At 63.2% G+C, this 18297-nt stretch carries 16 protein-coding genes and 2 tRNA genes; 12 read left to right on the forward strand and 6 right to left on the reverse strand.

Features of this window, described 5'->3' with window-relative positions; translation table 11 throughout:
* Positions 1 to 64: 64 nt before the first annotated feature.
* The 3 genes from queE (at position 65) to E8F06_RS14625 (ending at position 1589) form a co-directional block, all read left to right on the forward strand.
* The gene (queE, locus tag E8F06_RS14615; RefSeq protein ID WP_280368389.1) at positions 65 to 712 is read left to right on the forward strand and encodes a 7-carboxy-7-deazaguanine synthase QueE; all 648 of its coding nucleotides are present in this window, start codon (positions 65 to 67) and stop codon (positions 710 to 712) included.
* Between the two features lie 68 nt (positions 713 to 780).
* Complete coding sequence (gene queC / locus E8F06_RS14620; protein WP_280368391.1) at positions 781 to 1455, forward strand: 7-cyano-7-deazaguanine synthase QueC; 675 nt, start codon at positions 781 to 783, stop codon at positions 1453 to 1455.
* Positions 1456 to 1513: 58 nt separating this feature from the next.
* Positions 1514 to 1589, forward strand: a tRNA-Lys gene (locus tag E8F06_RS14625).
* 82 nt (positions 1590 to 1671) lie between these two features.
* Here the strand turns inward: E8F06_RS14625 and E8F06_RS14630 are convergent.
* Both E8F06_RS14630 and E8F06_RS14635 read right to left on the reverse strand, forming a co-directional pair.
* On the reverse strand, positions 1672 to 2817 hold the full coding sequence (locus E8F06_RS14630; RefSeq protein WP_280368393.1) for a response regulator: 1146 nt from the start codon (positions 2815 to 2817) through the stop codon (positions 1672 to 1674).
* 36 nt (positions 2818 to 2853) lie between these two features.
* On the reverse strand, positions 2854 to 7143 hold the full coding sequence (locus tag E8F06_RS14635; protein ID WP_280368395.1) for a response regulator: 4290 nt from the start codon (positions 7141 to 7143) through the stop codon (positions 2854 to 2856).
* A 280-nt stretch (positions 7144 to 7423) separates the two neighbouring features.
* Between E8F06_RS14635 and E8F06_RS14640 the strand changes: the two genes are divergently transcribed.
* From E8F06_RS14640 to nadA, 3 genes are all read left to right on the forward strand, one after another.
* Positions 7424 to 8065, forward strand: coding sequence for a response regulator transcription factor (locus E8F06_RS14640; RefSeq protein WP_280368397.1), 642 nt, complete (start codon positions 7424 to 7426; stop codon positions 8063 to 8065).
* A 367-nt stretch (positions 8066 to 8432) separates the two neighbouring features.
* Complete coding sequence (locus E8F06_RS14645) at positions 8433 to 8726, forward strand: hypothetical protein (protein ID WP_280368399.1); 294 nt, start codon at positions 8433 to 8435, stop codon at positions 8724 to 8726.
* Between the two features lie 382 nt (positions 8727 to 9108).
* Entirely contained in the window at positions 9109 to 10167 is a 1059-nt protein-coding gene (nadA, locus tag E8F06_RS14650) for a quinolinate synthase NadA (RefSeq protein WP_151136168.1), read from the forward strand.
* Between the two features lie 57 nt (positions 10168 to 10224).
* Here nadA and E8F06_RS14655 read toward each other — a convergent pair whose 3' ends face one another.
* A complete protein-coding gene (locus E8F06_RS14655; RefSeq protein WP_280368402.1) occupies positions 10225 to 11658 on the reverse strand; it encodes a M48 family metalloprotease in 1434 nt (477 codons plus the stop codon).
* 157 nt (positions 11659 to 11815) lie between these two features.
* On the opposite strand from E8F06_RS14655, the gene E8F06_RS14660 reads away from it, so the two are divergent.
* Both E8F06_RS14660 and E8F06_RS14665 read left to right on the forward strand, forming a co-directional pair.
* Entirely contained in the window at positions 11816 to 12067 is a 252-nt protein-coding gene (locus E8F06_RS14660) for a sulfurtransferase TusA family protein (RefSeq protein ID WP_151136164.1), read from the forward strand.
* Positions 12068 to 12104: 37 nt separating this feature from the next.
* Positions 12105 to 13178, forward strand: coding sequence for an AI-2E family transporter (locus E8F06_RS14665; RefSeq protein WP_280368404.1), 1074 nt, complete (start codon positions 12105 to 12107; stop codon positions 13176 to 13178).
* 76 nt (positions 13179 to 13254) lie between these two features.
* On the opposite strand, the gene E8F06_RS14670 is transcribed toward E8F06_RS14665, so the two are convergent.
* Positions 13255 to 13728, reverse strand: a complete 474-nt coding sequence (locus E8F06_RS14670) for a peroxiredoxin (RefSeq protein WP_280368406.1) — start codon at positions 13726 to 13728, stop codon at positions 13255 to 13257.
* 13 nt (positions 13729 to 13741) lie between these two features.
* Positions 13742 to 14299, reverse strand: a complete 558-nt coding sequence (locus tag E8F06_RS14675) for a glycine cleavage system protein R (protein WP_151136158.1) — start codon at positions 14297 to 14299, stop codon at positions 13742 to 13744.
* Between the two features lie 178 nt (positions 14300 to 14477).
* Between E8F06_RS14675 and dapA the strand changes: the two genes are divergently transcribed.
* From dapA to E8F06_RS14695, 4 genes are all read left to right on the forward strand, one after another.
* Positions 14478 to 15356: a 4-hydroxy-tetrahydrodipicolinate synthase gene (dapA, locus tag E8F06_RS14680; protein WP_190831253.1), complete on the forward strand. Its 879-nt coding sequence runs from the start codon at positions 14478 to 14480 to the stop codon at positions 15354 to 15356.
* A 19-nt stretch (positions 15357 to 15375) separates the two neighbouring features.
* Positions 15376 to 16494, forward strand: coding sequence for an outer membrane protein assembly factor BamC (gene bamC / locus E8F06_RS14685; RefSeq protein ID WP_280368410.1), 1119 nt, complete (start codon positions 15376 to 15378; stop codon positions 16492 to 16494).
* Between the two features lie 95 nt (positions 16495 to 16589).
* Entirely contained in the window at positions 16590 to 17459 is an 870-nt protein-coding gene (locus E8F06_RS14690) for a phosphoribosylaminoimidazolesuccinocarboxamide synthase (RefSeq protein WP_280368413.1), read from the forward strand.
* A 159-nt stretch (positions 17460 to 17618) separates the two neighbouring features.
* A tRNA-Ser gene (locus E8F06_RS14695) sits at positions 17619 to 17708 on the forward strand.
* A 54-nt stretch (positions 17709 to 17762) separates the two neighbouring features.
* Here E8F06_RS14695 and E8F06_RS14700 read toward each other — a convergent pair.
* Positions 17763 to 18149 (reverse strand): hypothetical protein, encoded by a 387-nt coding sequence (locus tag E8F06_RS14700; RefSeq protein ID WP_280368416.1) that lies wholly within the window; start codon positions 18147 to 18149, stop codon positions 17763 to 17765.
* Positions 18150 to 18297: the final 148 nt, after the last annotated feature.

Here is an 18297-nt window from a genome sequence, read left to right on the forward strand (position 1 = left end):
CCTCCAATCTTCAATCCCGCAACGGAGGCGGATGGCCTGTTTAGCCGTCACGCCCGTGGCTGATATGCATCAAACCCTGCGAATTACCGAGATTTTCTACTCGTTGCAGGGGGAAACACGTACCGCCGGCCTGCCGACGGTCTTCGTGCGCCTGACCGGCTGCCCCCTGCGTTGTCAGTACTGCGACACCGCCTATGCCTTCAGTGGCGGTGAGCTCATGACGCTGGACGCCATCCTCGAGCGCGTCGCCGCCTACAAGCCGCGCTATATCTGCGTCACCGGCGGTGAGCCGCTGGCCCAGCCCAATTGCATCCCGCTGCTGCAGCGTCTTTGCGATGCCGGCTACGAGGTTTCCATCGAGACCAGCGGCGCCCTCGACGTGTCCGCCGTGGATCCGCGAGTGAGCAAGGTGGTCGACCTCAAGACCCCGGGCTCCGCCGAAGTCGGCCGCAACCGCTACGAGAACATTGCCCACCTGACGGCCAACGATCAGGTGAAGTTCGTCATCTGCTCCCGCGAGGACTATGACTGGGCAGTGTCCAAGCTGATCGAATACCGCCTGGATCAGCGAGCGGGTGAGGTGCTGTTCTCGCCCAGCCACAAGGAAGTCAGCGCCCGCGACCTGGCTGACTGGATCGTGGCCGACAACCTGCCCGTGCGCCTGCAACTGCAGCTGCACAAGATCCTCTGGAACGACGAGCCCGGTCACTGATCCGGCACGACTTCACCTTGCCTGCCTGCGCATGGCGTGCGCGACAGGCTGATTTCGAGGGATATCCCATGAGCGAGAAGAAAGCGGTCATCCTGTTGTCCGGTGGCCTGGACTCGGCCACCGTGGTCGCCCTGGCCCGTGCCGAGGGCTACGCCTGCTACACCATGAGTTTCGATTACGGCCAGCGCCACCGCGCCGAGCTTCAAGCGGCGGAGCGTGTTGCCCGCCAGCTGGGTGTGGTGGAGCACAAGGTGATCGGCCTTAACCTCAATGGCATTGGTGGTTCGGCACTGACCGACACCTCCATCGACGTTCCCGAGAGCCCGACCGAAGGCATCCCGGTCACCTATGTGCCAGCGCGCAACACGGTGTTCCTGTCGCTGGCCCTGGGCTGGGCTGAGGTGCTCGGTGCGCGCGACATCTTCATCGGCGTCAACGCGGTGGATTACTCCGGCTACCCGGATTGCCGCCCTGAGTTCGTCGAGGCCTTCGAACGTATGGCCAACCTGGCCACCAAGGCCGGTGTTGAAGGGGACGGATTCCGCATCCAGGCGCCGTTGCAGAACTTGAGCAAGGCCGAGATTGTCCAGGCCGGCATCCGCCACGGCGTCGATTACGGCCTCACTGTTTCCTGCTATCAGGCAGATGACGAGGGACGTGCCTGCGGCAAATGCGACAGCTGCCGGCTGCGTGCAGCGGGCTTCGTTGCAGCTGGCGTCGAGGACCCAACTCGCTATCAGTAAAATTTTTTCACAGAGGTGTTGAATTCCTGAATAAAATCAGTATCATGCGCCTCGCGTTGGGTCGTTAGCTCAGTCGGTAGAGCAGTTGGCTTTTAACCAATTGGTCGTAGGTTCGAATCCTACACGACCCACCAAATTCGCAAGATCGAAAAGCCCACCTGGAATCAGGTGGGCTTTTTTGTTTCTACCGCCCTGGCATCGCCTGCGGTATTGCCTTCAAGCGTCGAGCGGCATGGTGATGGTCAGCGTCGTTCCGCCGCCCGGGGTGCTGGAAATACCGATTTCCCCGCCCAGCATGCCGATGCGTTCCTTCATGCCGGCCAGCCCGTAGGAATCCGCCTTGCGGCATTCCGGCATGCCGATGCCGTTGTCCCCAATGCGAAGCTGCAACCACTGGTCGCCCTGTTTCAGCTCCACCTGTACCTGAGTTGCCTGTGCGTGCCGGGTGACGTTGGACAGCGCTTCCTGAACGATCCGGAATAGCGTGGTGGCCCGCTTGTCGTCTTGATCCGCGTGATAGTCGTCGCCCTGGACCTGCAGGGTGCAGGCGATGCCGGTGCGCTGGCGGAATTCTTCGAGCTGCCATTCGATGGCCGCTTGCAGACCCAGGTCGAGCACGGGTGGGCGCAGGTCATTGATGATCGCGCGCACGCTACGGATGGCGGTGTCGATGTGATTCATCGCGTCGCTGATCCTCTCCCTCAGATCCTCGGGCAGTATTTCCGCACGCTCCTGCAGCAAGGAAACATCCATCCGCAAGGCCAGGAGGCTCTGCCCCAGCTGGTCGTGCACCTCGCGAGCAATACGCTTGCGCTCTTCCTCCCGGATCTGCTCCTCGTAGTTGGCGAGGTCGCGCAATTGCCCCTTCGAATTGAGGAGTTCCTCAGCCTGCAGCGCCAGCTTGCGTTGCAGGTAGAAGAGATCGACGAATACGCGGACCTTGGCGCGCAGCACTTCGGGCAGGATCGGCGAGAAGATGAAATCCACCGCCCCGGAGCCATAGCCGCGAATTCGCTCGGCATCCGAACCGACCTCCGCCGTGATGATGATGATGGGGGTGTGCGCCGATTTCGGCCGGCCATGGATGAGGCTCGCCGTCTCGAACCCATCCATCCCCGGCATCCGCGCATCCAGCAAGATGACGGCGAAATCACGTTGCAGCAGCAGGCGCAGGGCTTCGCGTCCCGAGGTGGCAGTGCTGATTTCCAGGCCCAGGTCAGCCACCACGGCCGCGAGTGCCGTGAGCTTGGCCGGGTTGTCATCCACCAACAGGATGGATGCCGGCACTCCGTCGGGTGGTGTCAGTTGGCGACGCTGGGCTCCTTCCCGGAATACGGGTGTTTCTCGCTGGTCGGTTCCCATGTCGGATACCTGTGCTTACCTGTGGCTCGCAGGGTTTCAGCGATAGAGCCATTTGCGTATCAAAGACAGGAGCTGCTCGGTGTTCACCGGTTTGCTCACGTAGTCCGACGCGCCGGCGTCGATGCACTTCTCCCGGTCGCCTTTCATCGCCTTGGCGGTCAGCGCAATCATGGGCAAGGCCTCGAACTGCTTGTATCGACGTATCTGGCGCATGGTCTCGAAGCCATCCATCTCCGGCATCATGATGTCCATCAGTACGATGTCGATGTCCGGGTGCTGCTGCAGGCATTCAATGGCGGCACGACCGTTTTCCGCCGACATCACCTGCATGTGATTGGACTCGAGCACGCTGGTCAGGGCGAAGATGTTCCGCACATCGTCATCCACCACCAGGGCTTTGCGACCCTCCAGGTTCTCCGATGCCTTGTGCAGCCGTTCCAGCACACTGCGCTGCGGCTCGCGCAAGCCTGAGGCGGACCGGTGCAGGAACAGGGTCGATTCATCGAGCATGCGCTCCAGCGACCGGACTTCCTTGATCACTCCACGGTTGATAACCGCGCCCAGACGCTTGCGCTCGGGCCGACTGAGGGACTCGCCGCCGAAGACGATGATCGGCAGGTCGCGGGTCGTATCCTTCTCCATCAATGCTTCGAGCAAATCGATCCCCTGGGCGCCACTGGACTCCAGACCCACCACCACACAGTCGAAGCGTTTCCGCGTCAGCCGTTTCAGGGCGTCCTCACCGACCACCGCTTCCAACTGCACATTGCCGTCGCCAAGCCGTTCGAGAATGCGTGCGCGCTGGCCCTCGTCACTCTCGACGATCAGCAGGCTCCTGCCTTTGCGTTGGGAGTGTTTCACCAATGCGGCGAGCGCCTGCCTGGCGTCGCTCTCCGATAGGGGTTTGACCTGGTAGCTGAACGCGCCCAGGCGCCGACCTTGTACCCGCTTGTCCTCGTTGGCGACGACCAGCACCGGAATGTGCCGGGTCGCGAGCTGGAGCTTGATCTGTTCGAGTACCAGCCAGCCGTCGATGTCGGGGACATCCAGATCGAGGACGATGGCCGCTGGGGCGAAGCGCTCGATCAACTCCATCGCGTCGGCGCCACGCGGGCTGACCACGCCCTTGAAGCCTTGCTGGCGACCAGCGGTGAGCCAGGTGGCGATAAGGAGTGCATCCGCGCCCAGAACCAGCAACACGCGGTCCCCGGGTTTTACGGACTCCCGGTCATCGGTTGTCTGGGGCTCTTGGGCGAGCGGCGGCGAAACCTCGGAACCGGTGGTGTCCGCTTCGGGTATCTGCCGGCCCACCTCATGGCCCCGTACCGGAACGAACAGGGCAAAGCTGCTGCCTTTGCCGGTTTCGCTGTGGAGCAGCTTCAGTTCGCCACCCAGCAGTCGAGCCAGTTCCCGGCTGATCGACAAGCCGAGGCCAGTGCCGCCGTATTTGCGCGACGTGCCGGTATCGGCCTGCTGGAAGGCTTCGAAGATGATGCCCTGCTTGTCGGTGGAGATCCCGATGCCCGAGTCGGTGACCACGAACTCCACCGCCGAGTCCGCTTCATTCAGTTCGGAATGGTCCTCGCTCCAGCCTGACGTGGCGGGAGCGATGCTGAGGCCGACGCCTCCGCTATCGGTGAATTTGAAGGCATTGGACAGCAGGTTTTTGATCACCTGCAGCAGGCGCTTGTTGTCGGTCCAGATACGGGAGGGCAGGGTGGGCGCGAGATCAATGGTGAAGGTCAGGCCGCGACTCTCCGCAACGGGACGGAAGGTTCGTTCGAGCTGATGGTGCAGGTCGGAGAACAGGGTTTCGTCGAGCTCCAGGGTGACGGTGCCGGACTCGATCTTGGACAGATAGAGAATCTCGTCGATCAGTTCCAGCAGATCCTTGCCCGCGCCGTGGATGGTCCGCGCGTATTCCACCTGCTTGTGCGTGAGGTTGCGTTCGGTGTTCTCGCTCAACTGCTGGGCGAGGATCAGCAAGCTGTTCAAGGGCGTCCGCAGCTCGTGGGACATGCTGGAAAGGAATTCGGACTTATACCTGGACGTCCGCATTAGCTGCTCGGCCTTTTCCTCCAGCGACAGCTTGGTGGTCTCCACTTCGCGGTTCTTGCTCTCGACTTCGGCCTTCTGTTCCTCCAGCAGGCGCGCTTTGTATTCCAGCTCTTCGTTGGTCTGTTTCAGCTCTTCCTGCTGGCTTCGCAGCTCCTTGGCCAGCGACTGCGATTGGGCCAGCAGTTGCTCGGTGCGCATGTTGGCTTCGATAGTATTGAGGACGATGCCAATGGATTCGGCGAGCTGTTCGAGGAAGTGCTGGTGGATAGTGCTGTAGGCGGTGAGCGAGGCCATTTCGACCACTGCCTTCACCTTGTCTTCGAAGAGAATCGGCAGCACGACGATGTTCCGCGGTGCGGCCGCGCCCAGGCCGGAGGAAATGGCCACGTAGCTGCTGGGAACCTCCGTCAGCAGAATGCGTCGTTTCTCGTAGGCGCACTGTCCCACCAGGCCTTCGCCGAGGCGCCATTCGTCGTTGACGTTGATGTTTTCCTTGAAGGCGTAGGTAGACAGCAGCCTGAGCTTCGGCGCATCGGGCGGGGCCTCGGTCATCATGTAGAAGACGCCGTGCTGGGCCTCGATCAGCGGCGCCAGCTCGGACAGCACCAGGCTGGCGACGGCGTAGAGATCGCGCTGGCCCTGGAGCAGTCGGGTGAATTTCGCCAGGTTCGCCTTCAGCCAGACCTGTTCCGCATTCTGCCGCGTGGTTTCGCGCAGGTTGCGGATCATCTCGTTGACGTTGTCCTTCAGCTCCGCCACTTCGCCCTTGGCTTCCACCTGTACTTCTCGGGTCAGGTCGCCCTTGGTCACGGCGGTGGCCACGTCGGCGATGGCGCGCACCTGGCTGGTGAGGTTGGCGGCGAGGCCGTTGACGTTGTCGGTGAGGTCGCGCCAGGTGCCTGCGGCGCCGGGCACGTTGGCTTGGCCCCCCAGCTTGCCCTCGACGCCCACTTCCCGCGCCACCGACGTGACCTGCTCGGAAAACAGCGCCAGGGTGTCAGTCATGTCGTTGATGGTGTCGGCCAGCTCGGCGATCTCGCCCTTGGCCTCCAGGGTGAGCTTCTTCTTCATGTCGCCGTTGGCCACTGCGGTCACCACCTTGGCGATGCCGCGGACCTGGTTGGTCAGGTTGGCGGCCATGAAATTCACGTTCTGGGTCAGGTCCTTCCAGGTTCCCGATACCCCGGCCACCTGGGCCTGGCCACCCAGCTTGCCCTCGCTGCCCACTTCGCGGGCCACCCGCGTCACCTCGTCGGCGAGGTTGGAGAGCTGGTCGACCATGGTGTTGATGGTGTTCTTCAGCTCGAAGATCTCGCCTTTGGCTTCCACGCTGATCTTGCGGCCGAGATCGCCCTTGGCCACGGCTGTGGTGACGTCGGCGATATTGCGTACCTGGTTGGTGAGGTTGGCGGCCATGCTGTTCACCGAGTCGGTGAGGGCCTTCCAGGTGCCGCCGACGCCCGTCACGGTGGCCTGGCCGCCCAGCTTGCCGTCGGTGCCCACTTCGCGGGCCACCCGCGTCACTTCGTCGGCGAAGTTGGAGAGCTGGTCGATCATGGTGTTGACGGTGTTCTTCAGTTCGAGGATCTCGCCCTTGGCTTCCACCGTGATCTTCTTGCCGAGGTCGCCACGCGCCACGGCCGTGGTCACGTCGGCGATGTTGCGCACCTGGTTGGTGAGGTTGGCGGCCATTCGGTTGACCGAGTCAGTCAGGTCGCTCCAGGTTCCGGAAACTCCCGGGACCTTGGCCTGGCCGCCGAGGATGCCTTCGGTGCCGACTTCACGCGCTACGCGAGTCACCTCTGCAGTGAACGCGCCGAGGCGCATCACCATGGTGTTCACGGTTTCCGCCGATTTGAGGAACTGCCCCTTCAGCTTCTGACCGTCGAACTCGGTGGGCATTCGCTGGCGCAGGTCGCCGTCGGCCACCGAGCCGATGACGCGGGTCATTTCGCTCATGGGACTGATCAGGTCATTGGTGAGTGCATTGCTCGACTCGGCGATGGTGCGCCAGGAGCCCCTGAGCATCGGTAGCTGGACGCGCTCGTGGACCTTGCCCTGCTTGCCCACCAGCCGTGCCACGCGTTCGAGCTCGCCGGCGGTGTCGGCGGCCACGTCGATGATCTCATTGAGCGTGTCGGCGACCTTGCCTGGCGTCCCTGTCCAGTCGTCCGGCATGCGCACCCTGAAATCGCCCTTGCGAAATGCCCTGAGGGTCGCGAGCAAGGTCGCCAGGTCCAGTGTTTCGGGTGGCGTCTCTCTAGACATGGTCTGCTCCGCCAGGATCGATGTCGGACATGAATCCTTCTCCCGGAGCGTTTCGCGTCGGCAGGATGCGCTGGCGCCAGGGTGGAGCTGCCCCGGACTGGAACTCACCCGGGACGGTGCCCGTGTGCGCATCCTGAAAATATAGCTGCCGGGCAGGCTGGGCGCGGGGAGGGGCGCTTCCGCCGCCCGGCGGTGCTGCTTGCCGGGTACCGGCCGCAGGGATAGTGTGAAATGTCGGTAAAGCTGAATGTGCAGGGCAGAGCCTGCCTAGAGGCGTCAGATGAATGACCGCAGAACCAGGGTCCTCCTGGTGGACGACCACAGCATTGTGCGTAGCGGCGTGCGGCGCATGCTGGAGACTGCCGGCGAGATCGACGTCACCGGTGAAGCGGAATCCGCCCAGGAAGCGATGCGGCTGGTCCAGGCCCAGGAGTTCGATGTCGCAGTGGTGGACATCAGCCTGCCCGACAAGAGTGGCCTGCATCTGCTGCGCATGATGCGTACCGAGAAGCCTGGTATGGCGGTGCTGATGCTCAGCATGCATTCGATCGAGGCCTACGCCCTGCGCGCCATCAAGCAGGGCGCCTCGGGCTACCTCACCAAGGACATCTCCGCGTCCACCCTGGTCGATGCGGTGCGTAAGGCGTCCCAGGGCGGCAAGCACGTCACCCCGGAACTGGCGGAAAAGCTCCTCAACGCCATTGGCAGCGGTGGCGCAGCCCCCCACGAATCCCTGTCGGACCGCGAGCTTGAAGTGCTGAAGCTGCTCGCATCGGGGGAGCGGATCGTCCGTATTGCCGAGCTCCTGCACCTGAGCCCGAGCACCGTCACGACCTACCGCGCGCGCATTCTGGAAAAGACCGGGTTGGACAGCAACGCCAAGCTGGCGCGCTATGCCCTCGAGAATGGCCTGCTGACATGAGGCTAAAGCCTGGCCCATCCCTTCGACTTTCGCGCACGCGCGACATCCTGTAGTCGAACCCCTACACGACCTTGGCCGATTCCACGACATCAGGTACGCGCTAACGACGATACCTGCATTTGTGCGGCTTCCGCATAGTTGCCCCATTGCCGAATCCCATGACTGGTGGGGGTGCATACCTCCGCCAGCAACCTTGAACTATTGATTCGGAATCACCGACACCGAAAGTGCCGGGTTCGTCCTCAGCCGCGCTGATACAAGCGCCAGTGAAACTGTTCGGCACCAGGGTAGGGCCAGATGTGGGACGTCCAGCCTGGAACGAGTGCCGCAACTATGTCCAATGAACGAGCAAGCTGGAGGACGAACAATGGGTTACTGGCTGTGTGCCTTGCTGTGGGGTTTGGTGCTTTTGGAGGAAGTCCAGTGCATTCCAAGCCGGGAGTGGAAAGCCGACGGCATGAGCAAGGTGTTCCTGCTAAGGCGAACCAGGACCAGCAGCACGTATCTGCTTGCTCTGGTGGCAGGCGCACTGTGCTTGTCTGTCGAGTTTTCACTGATGCTGGGAAACCAGAGCGACTTTGACTTCGACCAGTTGGTCGCTCTGGCGAGTGTGATTTTTGGAGGGTATCTGGCCATGGTTTGCATGAAGGGACAGCGATAGGCCTGTTGTTTTGCAAGGCGGCCACGCCCGGGGGAGCCCGGAACTGGTCGAGTTTCAGTTGGTGTTGATGTTGGGACTTCGGGAGTCCATGGGACTGTGCCAGCGCGGAGCGCGCCCGGTCAGGTGAAGGGAGTGGTACAGGCGTAGCTGGTCCAAGCCTGCCTTGTAGAGGCGGGCTTTTTATTGCCTGTTTTCAGGGCTGGAAGACAGCTGAATGCGAAGGAGAAATGTTACCAGGGAAGGGGACGGACGGTGATTGTCAGGGTTGTCCCGGAGCCGCCAAATCTGCGTTATGATCCGCGCCCCCGCTCCCGCTGGCGTCCGAGCCAGAAGGGGCAGGTGTACAATGTCTTTGCGCCACGCGCTCGCAGGTTCAGCTCCCATGACACAGCTTTCCGAACGCTTTCTGGTCCAGGCCCACCTTGCCGCCAAGCAGCCCAAACAGCTGACGGCCGAGGAGGAGGCACATTACCGTGCCGCCATTGCCGCCGAACTGAAGGCGCGCGATGCCGTGCTGGTCGCCCACTACTACTGCGATCCGGTGATCCAGGCGCTGGCGGAGGAAACCGGTGGCTGCGTATCCGACTCCCTGGAAATGGCCCGTTTCGGCAACCAGCATTCGGCGCAGACCGTGGTCGTGGCCGGCGTGCGTTTCATGGGTGAGACCGCGAAGATCCTCAATCCGGAAAAACGCGTCCTGATGCCCACCCTGGAAGCCACCTGCTCCCTGGACCTGGGTTGCCCGGTCGATGAGTTCTCCGCGTTCTGCGACCAGCACCCCGAGCGCACTGTGGTTGTCTACGCAAACACCTCGGCGGCCGTGAAGGCCCGCGCCGACTGGGTGGTGACCTCCAGCTGCGCCCTGGAAATCGTCGAGAGCCTGATGGACAACGGCGAAACCATCATCTGGGCGCCGGACCAGCACCTGGGCCGCTATATCCAGCGTGAAACCGGCGCCGACATGCTGCTCTGGGACGGTGCCTGCATCGTGCACGAGGAGTTCAAGGCCAAGCAGCTGGAAGACATGAAGGCCCTGTACCCGGATGCCGCGGTACTGGTGCACCCGGAATCCCCCGAGGCGGTGATCGAACTGGCCGATGCGGTCGGTTCCACCAGTCAGCTGATCAAAGCTGCGCAGACCCTGCCGAACAAGACCTTCATCGTCGCCACCGACCGCGGCATCTTCTACAAGATGCAGCAGCTGTGCCCGGACAAGCAGTTCATCGAAGCGCCCACCGCTGGCAACGGCGCGGCCTGCCGCAGCTGCGCCCACTGCCCGTGGATGGCGATGAACACCCTGGAGCGCACCTTGCAGTGCCTGCGTGAAGGCACCAACGAGATATTCGTCGAACCGGCGCTGATCCCGCGGGCGGTGAAGCCGCTCAAGCGCATGCTGGACTTCACCCAGGCTGCTCGCCTCAAGCAGGCCGGCAACGCCTGATTCCCGCCCAGAAAAAAGCCCGGACAAGTCCGGGCTTTTTCGTTTTCGGGGACCTGATCAGCGCATCATCTGCTTGACCATCTGCTGCTCCTGGATCAGCTCCTGCTGGCGGGCGTCGATGCGTGCGGCCAGCGGGAAGTTGCTGCCGGCACGACGCTTGGCGAAGCCCAGCTGCTCGATCGCCTGGTCGAATTCGCCCACCAGGGCGAAGTACTCGGCGCGAGCCTGGTGCAGGCCGATGGTGTTGCCGGCCAGACCGCGGACTTCGGCCACCTGGTACCAGACATCCGGGTCGTTCGGCCGGCTCTTTAGCAGCCCGTCGAGCACCTTCTCGGCGTCTTTTGGCTTGCTCTGCTTGAGCAGCAGGTCGCTGCGCATCTGCTTCAGCGGGTAGTTGTTGGGATATTGGGCGAGCAGGCGGTCGACGCGCAGCTGGGCTTCGGCCAGACGGTTGGCGGTGATGTCCAGATCCACCTGGCCCAGGTTGTACACGATCTCGTTCGGGGCCTTGGCCAGCAGGGGCGCCAGGTTATCCCGCGCCTGATTGAGCTGGCCGCCCTTGATCTGGGCGATGGCCAGACCATAGCGGGCCGCATCCAGTTTCGGGTCTTCGTCGAGCATCGCGCGGAAGCGCTTGGCGGCTATCCCCGGCGTTTCTTCGAACATCAGCTGCACGCGGGCGCGCATCAGCTGGTAGCGCAGGCTGTTCTCGACACCTCCGGGCGGCAATTGCTCGGCGCGGTTGCGGGTGTCGGCGATACGGTTCTCGGTCACCGGGTGGGTGAGGAGGAATTCCGGCGGCTTGGCGTCGTAGCGGTACTGACGCATCAGGCGCTCGAACATGCGCGGCATGGCGCGCGGGTCATAGCCGGCCTTTTCCAGGTTGAGCAGGCCGATACGGTCGGCTTCCTGTTCGTTCTGCCGGGAGAAGCGGCGCTGTTCCTGGATGGCCGCGGCCTGGGTGCCCAGGATCGCGGCCATGCCGGCATCCCCGGCACCGGCCGCAGCGGCGACGATACCCGCCAGCATTGCGGCCATCACCGGCACCTGCATGCGCTGCTGGGCCTCGACGCCACGGGCGAAGTGGCGTTGGGACAAGTGCGCCAGTTCGTGGGCCAGTACCGAAGCGTATTCGGCTTCGGTGGGTGCGTAGAGGAAGAGGCCGCCGTTGACGCCGATGATTCCGCCCGGTGCGGCGAATGCGTTCAACTGGGGGCTGTTGAGCAGTACGAATTCCAGGCGCCGGTCCTGCAACTGGCTGGTCTCGGCCAGGCGATAGACGCTGGATTCCACGTAGTCCTTGAGCTGCGGGTCATCGAGTTGCGGCACCTGGCCGCGCAGCAGACTCAGCCAGGCGCGGCCGAGTTGGTGTTCCTGTTCCGGGGAAACGATGGAAGAGCTGGAGTCCCCAAGCGAAGGCAGGTCGTCAGCCATGACGGGTGTAGCGAGGAAGCAGGCAAGCGTCAGCAGAGTAGGGCGCAGAAGATTCATGCACTGGGCTCGTTGGCGGCAAAGGCCTAAATGTAGCCTCCAGCAGCGCCGGCTGGCCAGCGGCGCTCTGCCTTCGGTATCCTAACCGTCCGCTCAAGTATTACCGCCCCGCGACCTTCCCGAGCGAGCCGCCAGGCACCTTTCCCGGAGAACCACCATGACTGACACCGCCAGTCGAGCCGAAGCCTTCGACGTCGAGCTGGATGCCAGCGGCCTCAATTGCCCCTTGCCTCTGCTCAAGGCCAAGCTCGAACTCAACCGGCTGCCCAGCGGCGCGGTGCTCAAGGTGATCGCCACCGATGCCGGCTCCCAGCGGGATTTCCGTGCCTTTGCGCAACTGGCCGGGCACCAGTTGCTGCGAGAAGAGGTCGAAGACGGCGTATTCCGCTACTGGCTGCGAAAAGCCTGACAAAGGGCCCCCACGGCGGGCCATCCAAGGAACTCTGATGCTCAAGGTGCTTCGCGACTGGGTCCAGCGCTACTTCTCGGATGAAGAAGCCGTGGTGCTGGCCGTGGTGCTGGTTCTCGGCTTCACCGCAGTCCTCACCCTCGGCAACATGCTCGCGCCCGTGCTGGCCGGAATGGTGCTGGCCTTCCTCATGCAGGGGCTGGTCAACTTGCTGGAGCGCCTGCGGCTGCCGCAGACCTTCGCGGTCTGGATCGTTTTCACCCTCTTCATCAGCGCTCTGGCGCTGATCCTCGGCGTTCTGGGGCCGCTGCTCTGGCAGCAGGTCAGCACCCTGCTCCAGGAACTGCCGGGCATGCTCGCTGAATGGCAGTCGCTGCTGCTGCTCCTGCCTGAGCGCTACCCCCATGTCGTGACCGACGAGCAGGTGCTGAGGGCTATCGAAGTCACGCGCAACGAAGTGGCCAAGTTTGTCCAGTGGGCGCTGACCTTCTCCCTCTCCAGCCTGCCGCTGCTGGTCAACATCATGATCTACCTGGTGCTGGTGCCGATCCTGGTGTTCTTCTTCCTCAAGGACCGGGAGCTGATCGGGCGCTGGTTCAGTGGCTACCTGCCCAGCGAGCGCGGGTTGATGACCCAGGTCTGGGAAGAGGTGAACATCCAGATCGCCAACTACATCCGCGGCAAGGTGATCGAAATCGTCATCTGCGGCGGGGTCACCTACGTGGCGTTCGTCTGGCTGGGGCTCAACTACGCAGCGCTGCTGGCCCTGCTGGTGGGGCTTTCGGTGGTGGTGCCCTATATCGGCGCCGTGGTGGTGACGGTGCCGGTGGCGCTGATCGCGCTGTTCCAGTGGGGCTGGAGCGACCAGTTCATCTACCTGATGGTGGTCTACACCGTGATCCAGACCCTGGACGGCAATGTGCTGGTGCCGCTGCTGTTCTCCGAGGCGGTGAACCTGCACCCGGTGGCGATCATCTGCGCCGTGCTGCTGTTCGGCGGGCTCTGGGGCTTCTGGGGGGTGTTCTTCGCCATTCCGCTGGCCACCCTGTTCAAGGCCGTACTGGACGCGTGGCCCCGCGCAGGCCCCGGGAATGTGGCCGCAGGAGGATAAACCCGTCGATCGGGTTCGAACCTATCCACAGCCCAATAAAAAAGGCCGCAATCGCGGCCTTTTTTATTGGGGGCTATCAGCCCTTGTTCAGCGCCTGGGCGGCGGTGAGCACCGCATCCACGTGGCCTGGGACCTTCACACCGCGCCATTCCTGGCGTAGCACACCGTCGGTGCCGATCAGGAAGGTGCTGCGGTCAACACCCATGTATTCCTTGCCGTAGAGCTTCTTCAGCTTGATCACGTCGAACAGCTGGCAGAGGGATTCGTCCTTGTCGGAGATCAGCTCGAAGGGGAACTCCTGCTTGCACTTGAAGTTCTCGTGGGACTTCATGCCATCGCGGGAGACGCCGAAGATCAGGGTGTTCGCCGCCAGGAAGGCCTGGTGCTGGTCGCGGAAGCCCTGGCCTTCGGTGGTGCAGCCGGGGGTGCTGTCCTTCGGATAGAAATACAGCACGACCTGCTTGCCCTTGAGGGCCGACAGGCTGACTTCCACGCCACTGGTGGCCTGGGCGGTGAAATCGGCGACGGGCTGGTTCAGGGAAACGGCCATGTTTCGGGGCTCCTCAGGGGTGTTGCGGACGCCAGGGCTCGATCAGGGCATCCAGGTTCAGGGCGTCGGCGAAGTCCAGGAACTGGTCGCGCAGCCAACTGATCTGGGTACCTGCGGGCAGGGTCACGGTGATGGTGGCATTAAGCATGGTGCTGCCGGTCTGCGGCGCCTGGTAGGTATCGCAGGTGAGGTTTTCCAGCTCGACGCGGTGGTCGATGAAAAACTGGCACAGCTCGTTGAGGATGTCCGGGCGATAGGCGGCGCTGACGTAGGCCACGTAGGGCAGGGCCTGGGGGCGAATCTCCATGGCGTGGCTGCGGGTCATGTTGGCGGTGAAACCATGGCGCTTGGACAGCGCCGACACGCCCGACTCCAGGCGCGCCAGGCCATCCCAGCTGCCAGAGATCTGCAGCACCAGGGCACTGAATTCGCCGTGGCGGGTCAGGCGGCTGCTGACCACGGCGCAGCGGTTTTCCTGGCTGGCTCGGCACAGCACGTTGGTCAGCTCCATCGGGTTGCGGCCCAGGGCACTGATCAAGAGGAATTGTTCGCGGGGCGGGGTGGTGGACATGCAGCATTCCTAAAGCGAAGGGAGGGCGGCCGGGGCCGCGCTGTTCAAACGGGGAAGGTTAGCGAAAAGCGCCGCCGAGGGAAATGCCGTAACCGCCTGACGGCGCTTGCGTTCACCTTGTGCAAGGCCAGAGCCGACAGTACCATTACGGCTCTCTTTTTCCGGCAGGAGCGGTTGCATGATTGCGGGCAGTATGGTGGCACTGGTTACGCCCATGGATGCGCAGGGTCAATTGGACTGGGACAGCCTTTCCAAGCTCGTTGACTTCCATCTTCAAGAGGGCACCAACGCCATAGTCGCCGTCGGCACCACGGGCGAATCCGCCACGCTGGATGTCACCGAGCATGTCGAAGTGATCCGCCGAGTGGTCGACCAGGTCAATGGCCGCATCCCGGTGATCGCCGGTACCGGTGGCAATTCCACTCGTGAGTCCGTCGAACTCACCGCTGCCGCCAAGCAAGTCGGCGCCGATGCCTGCCTGCTGGTGACCCCGTACTACAACAAGCCGACCCAGGAAGGCCTGTACCAGCACTTCCGCCACATCGCCGAATCCGTGGCTATCCCGCAGATCCTCTACAACGTACCGGGCCGCACCGTGTGCGACATGCTGCCGGAAACCGTCGAGCGCCTGTCGAAGATCAGCAACATCATCGGTATCAAGGAAGCCACCGGCGACCTGCAGCGCGGCCAGGAAGTACTGAACCGCGTCAGCAAGGATTTCCTCGTCTACTCCGGTGACGACGCCACTGCCGTCGAGCTGATGCTGATGGGCGGCAAGGGCAACATCTCGGTAACCGCCAACGTCGCTCCGCGCGCCATGGCCGATCTCTGCGCCGCCGCCATGCGTGGCGAGGCCGAAGCCGCCCGCGCCATCAACGACAAGCTGATGCCGCTGCACAAGGCACTGTTCATCGAGTCCAACCCGATCCCCGTGAAGTTCGCCCTGCACGAAATGGGTCTGATCCCGGACGGCATCCGCCTGCCGCTGACCTGGCTCAGCCCGCGTTGCCACGAGCCTCTGCGTCAAGCCATGCGCCAGACCGGCGTACTGGCCTAATTCCAAGGAAACAATCCGCATGAAGCGACTGGCCGGACTCTCCGCACTCGCCCTGATCATTTCCAGCACCAGCGGTTGCGGCTGGCTCTGGGGCCAAGATGGCTACTTCCGCGACCGCGGCAGCGACTATCTCGAATCACGCCAGACTGCACCCATGCAGCTCCCGCCGAATGTCGACGCCAAGCGCCTCGACCCGCTGCTGCCGGTGCCGATGAACGTCGCCGACAGCCGCGCCGAAGGCGAATTCGACGTACCGCGCCCGCAGGCCCTCCAGGCCAAGGGCGAAGTCAGCGACTACAGCCTGCAGAAGAGCGGCGACTCTCGCTGGGTGGTTGCCCAGCGCGTACCGGCCGAAGTCTGGCCGGTAGCCCGCCAGTTCTTTGAGGACGGCGTCTTCCGCATCGCCGACGAGCGTCCGCAAACCGGCGAATTCAGCACTGACTGGCAGCGCCTCGACCAGCTCTCCGGTCCCCTGGCCCGTCGCCTGGGTAGCCGCGTCAGCGGTGTCGAGCCGGACAGCGAAATCCGTGCCCGTGTGCGTATCGAGCCGGGCGTGCAGCGCAACACCAGCGAAATCTTCGTCCTGACCACCTCCCGTCCGGCCGGCAGCTCTGCCGACACCGGCTGGCCGAGCCGTTCCGACAGCCCGAGCCTGGAAGCCGCACTGCTGGATGAAATGCTCGCCAGCATGGCGCGCAGCTCCGAACAGGGCGGTTCCGTGTCCCTGCTCGCCGCTCGCGACTTCGACGCCCCGAGCCGCGTGACCTTGTCCGAAGACGGCAACGGCAACCCCATGCTCAGCCTCGGCGCCGACTTCGACCGTTCCTGGTCCAGCGTCGGCCGCGCCCTGGAAACCGCCGACGTTCGCGTCGACGACCTCAACCGCAGCCTGGGCGTCTACTACATCAACCTCGCCGAAGGCGCGGTGAAGAAAGACGAGAAACCCGGTTTCTTCGCCAGCCTGTGGGGCAGCGACCCCAGCGAGGAAGAGATCGAAGCCCGCGCCGAGCGTTACCAGGTTCGCCTGACCCGCGTTGGCGAGAGCGTGCAGGTCACCGTGGAGAAGGACATCAACACCGTGGCTCCTGCCGAAGTGGCGCGCCGCGTGCTGACCCTGATCCAGGAAAACCTCGGCTAAGGGCAAGAGGTACGCCGCACCGCGGCGGATCGTGGAAACAACAAGGCGAAACCCCCGGGTTTCGCCTGTTTCGTTTGATAAAGGCGGAAAACGACATGAGCACACCCACCACCCTCAGCCTGAAGAAGATCTACTCGGGTAAGGTCCGCGACCTTTACGAAATCGACGACAAGCGCATGCTGATGGTCGCCACTGATCGCCTTTCCGCGTTCGACGTGATCCTCGAGCAGCCGATTCCCGACAAGGGCAAGATCCTCACCGCGATCTCCAACTTCTGGTTCGACAAGCTTCAGAGCGTCGTGCCCAACCACTTCACCGGCGACAAGGTCGAAGACGTGGTTCCCGCCGCCGAACTGCCGCTGGTGGAAGGCCGCGCCGTGGTCGCCAAGCGCCTGAAGCCTGTGGCCGTCGAAGCCATCGTGCGTGGCTACATCGTCGGTTCCGGCTGGAAGGAATACCAGAAGACCGGCACCGTCTGCGGCATCCAGCTGCCGGCCGGCCTGAAGGAAGCCTCCAAGCTCCCGCAGCCCATCTTCACCCCCTCGACCAAGGCCGCCGTTGGCGACCACGACGAGAACATCTCCTTCGAGCAGTGCGAAGCCATCATTGGCAAGGAACTGGCCGCCAAGGTTCGTGACACCGCCATCGCCCTGTACACTACCGCCGTCGAATACGCCGCCACCCGCGGCATCATCATCGCCGACACCAAGTTCGAATTCGGCATCGACGAAGACGGCACCCTGACCCTGATGGACGAAGTGCTGACCCCCGACTCCAGCCGCTTCTGGCCGGTGGAAAGCTACGTCGAAGGCAAGAACCCGCCGAGCTTCGACAAACAGTTCGTCCGCGACTGGCTGGAATCCACCGGCTGGAACAAGGAACCGCCGGCGCCCGCCGTGCCCGCCGAAGTCGCGCAGAAGACCGCCGACAAGTACCGCGAAGCCCTGACCAAGCTGACGTCCTGATCGCTCCACCCGGAATTCGCCCCTCCCTGTAGGGGCGAATTCATTCGCCAAGGATCGCGCCTCGATCCCTCTCGCACCGCAACCATCTGAAACCACGCGAAAAAATCTCCCCTACGGGCTTCGCCAATGGCCTTTCAGCTGGTATCATGCGCGCCGTTCGGGAAGATGCCGGAGTGGCCGAACGGGACGGATTCGAAATCCGTTGTGTCAGCAATGGCACCTAGGGTTCAAATCCCTATCTTCCCGCCATATCCAGAAAAGCCCCGCAGTCGAAAGACTGCGGGGCTTTTTGCTTTCAGGGGGTCAGGAGTTCGAGCACATCATGGCTGCATTGATCAGCCGGCCCTTGTCCTGCCAGGCATTACGCTGGAAGACGGAGAATTGCTTCTGTCCCTGGCCGTCGGAGAGTTCGACCAGCCCTGAGGCCTTGTTGGGGTCGGTGCTGCCGACGAAGAGGAGGGTCTTGCCGTTCTCTTCCGAGGTGAAAGTCTCGGCGTCGTGCCGCATGCCACCTTTCACGCAATTCACGTAGTCGGAATTGCCCCGGCTGGTGACGCCGGACGTGCCGTCCCGGCTGCTTCTGATATCGGGGTTCTGCGCACAGCCTGTTGCGATCAGCAGGGTGGAAAGGATCAGGACACTGCCGCCGAGGAATGAAGCTGAAGGGTTGCCAGGGTGGGTTTTTTTCATGGCTGTTGCTCCAGGCTGGTGCATTTGGCTACCCGGCTTGTTGTCGGTTAGCCGTCGGGGCAGGGCGCCTGGGGGCGGAGGCCGTCGACGAAGGGGGCGGGAATCCTCCCCCGGTTGGCCGCTGCCTGTGCGGAACAAGTGTATGCCG

Origin of the sequence: Pseudomonas sp. BN411 (assembly GCF_029871235.1) — a bacterium.
Classification (GTDB): Bacteria; Pseudomonadota; Gammaproteobacteria; order Pseudomonadales; family Pseudomonadaceae; genus Metapseudomonas.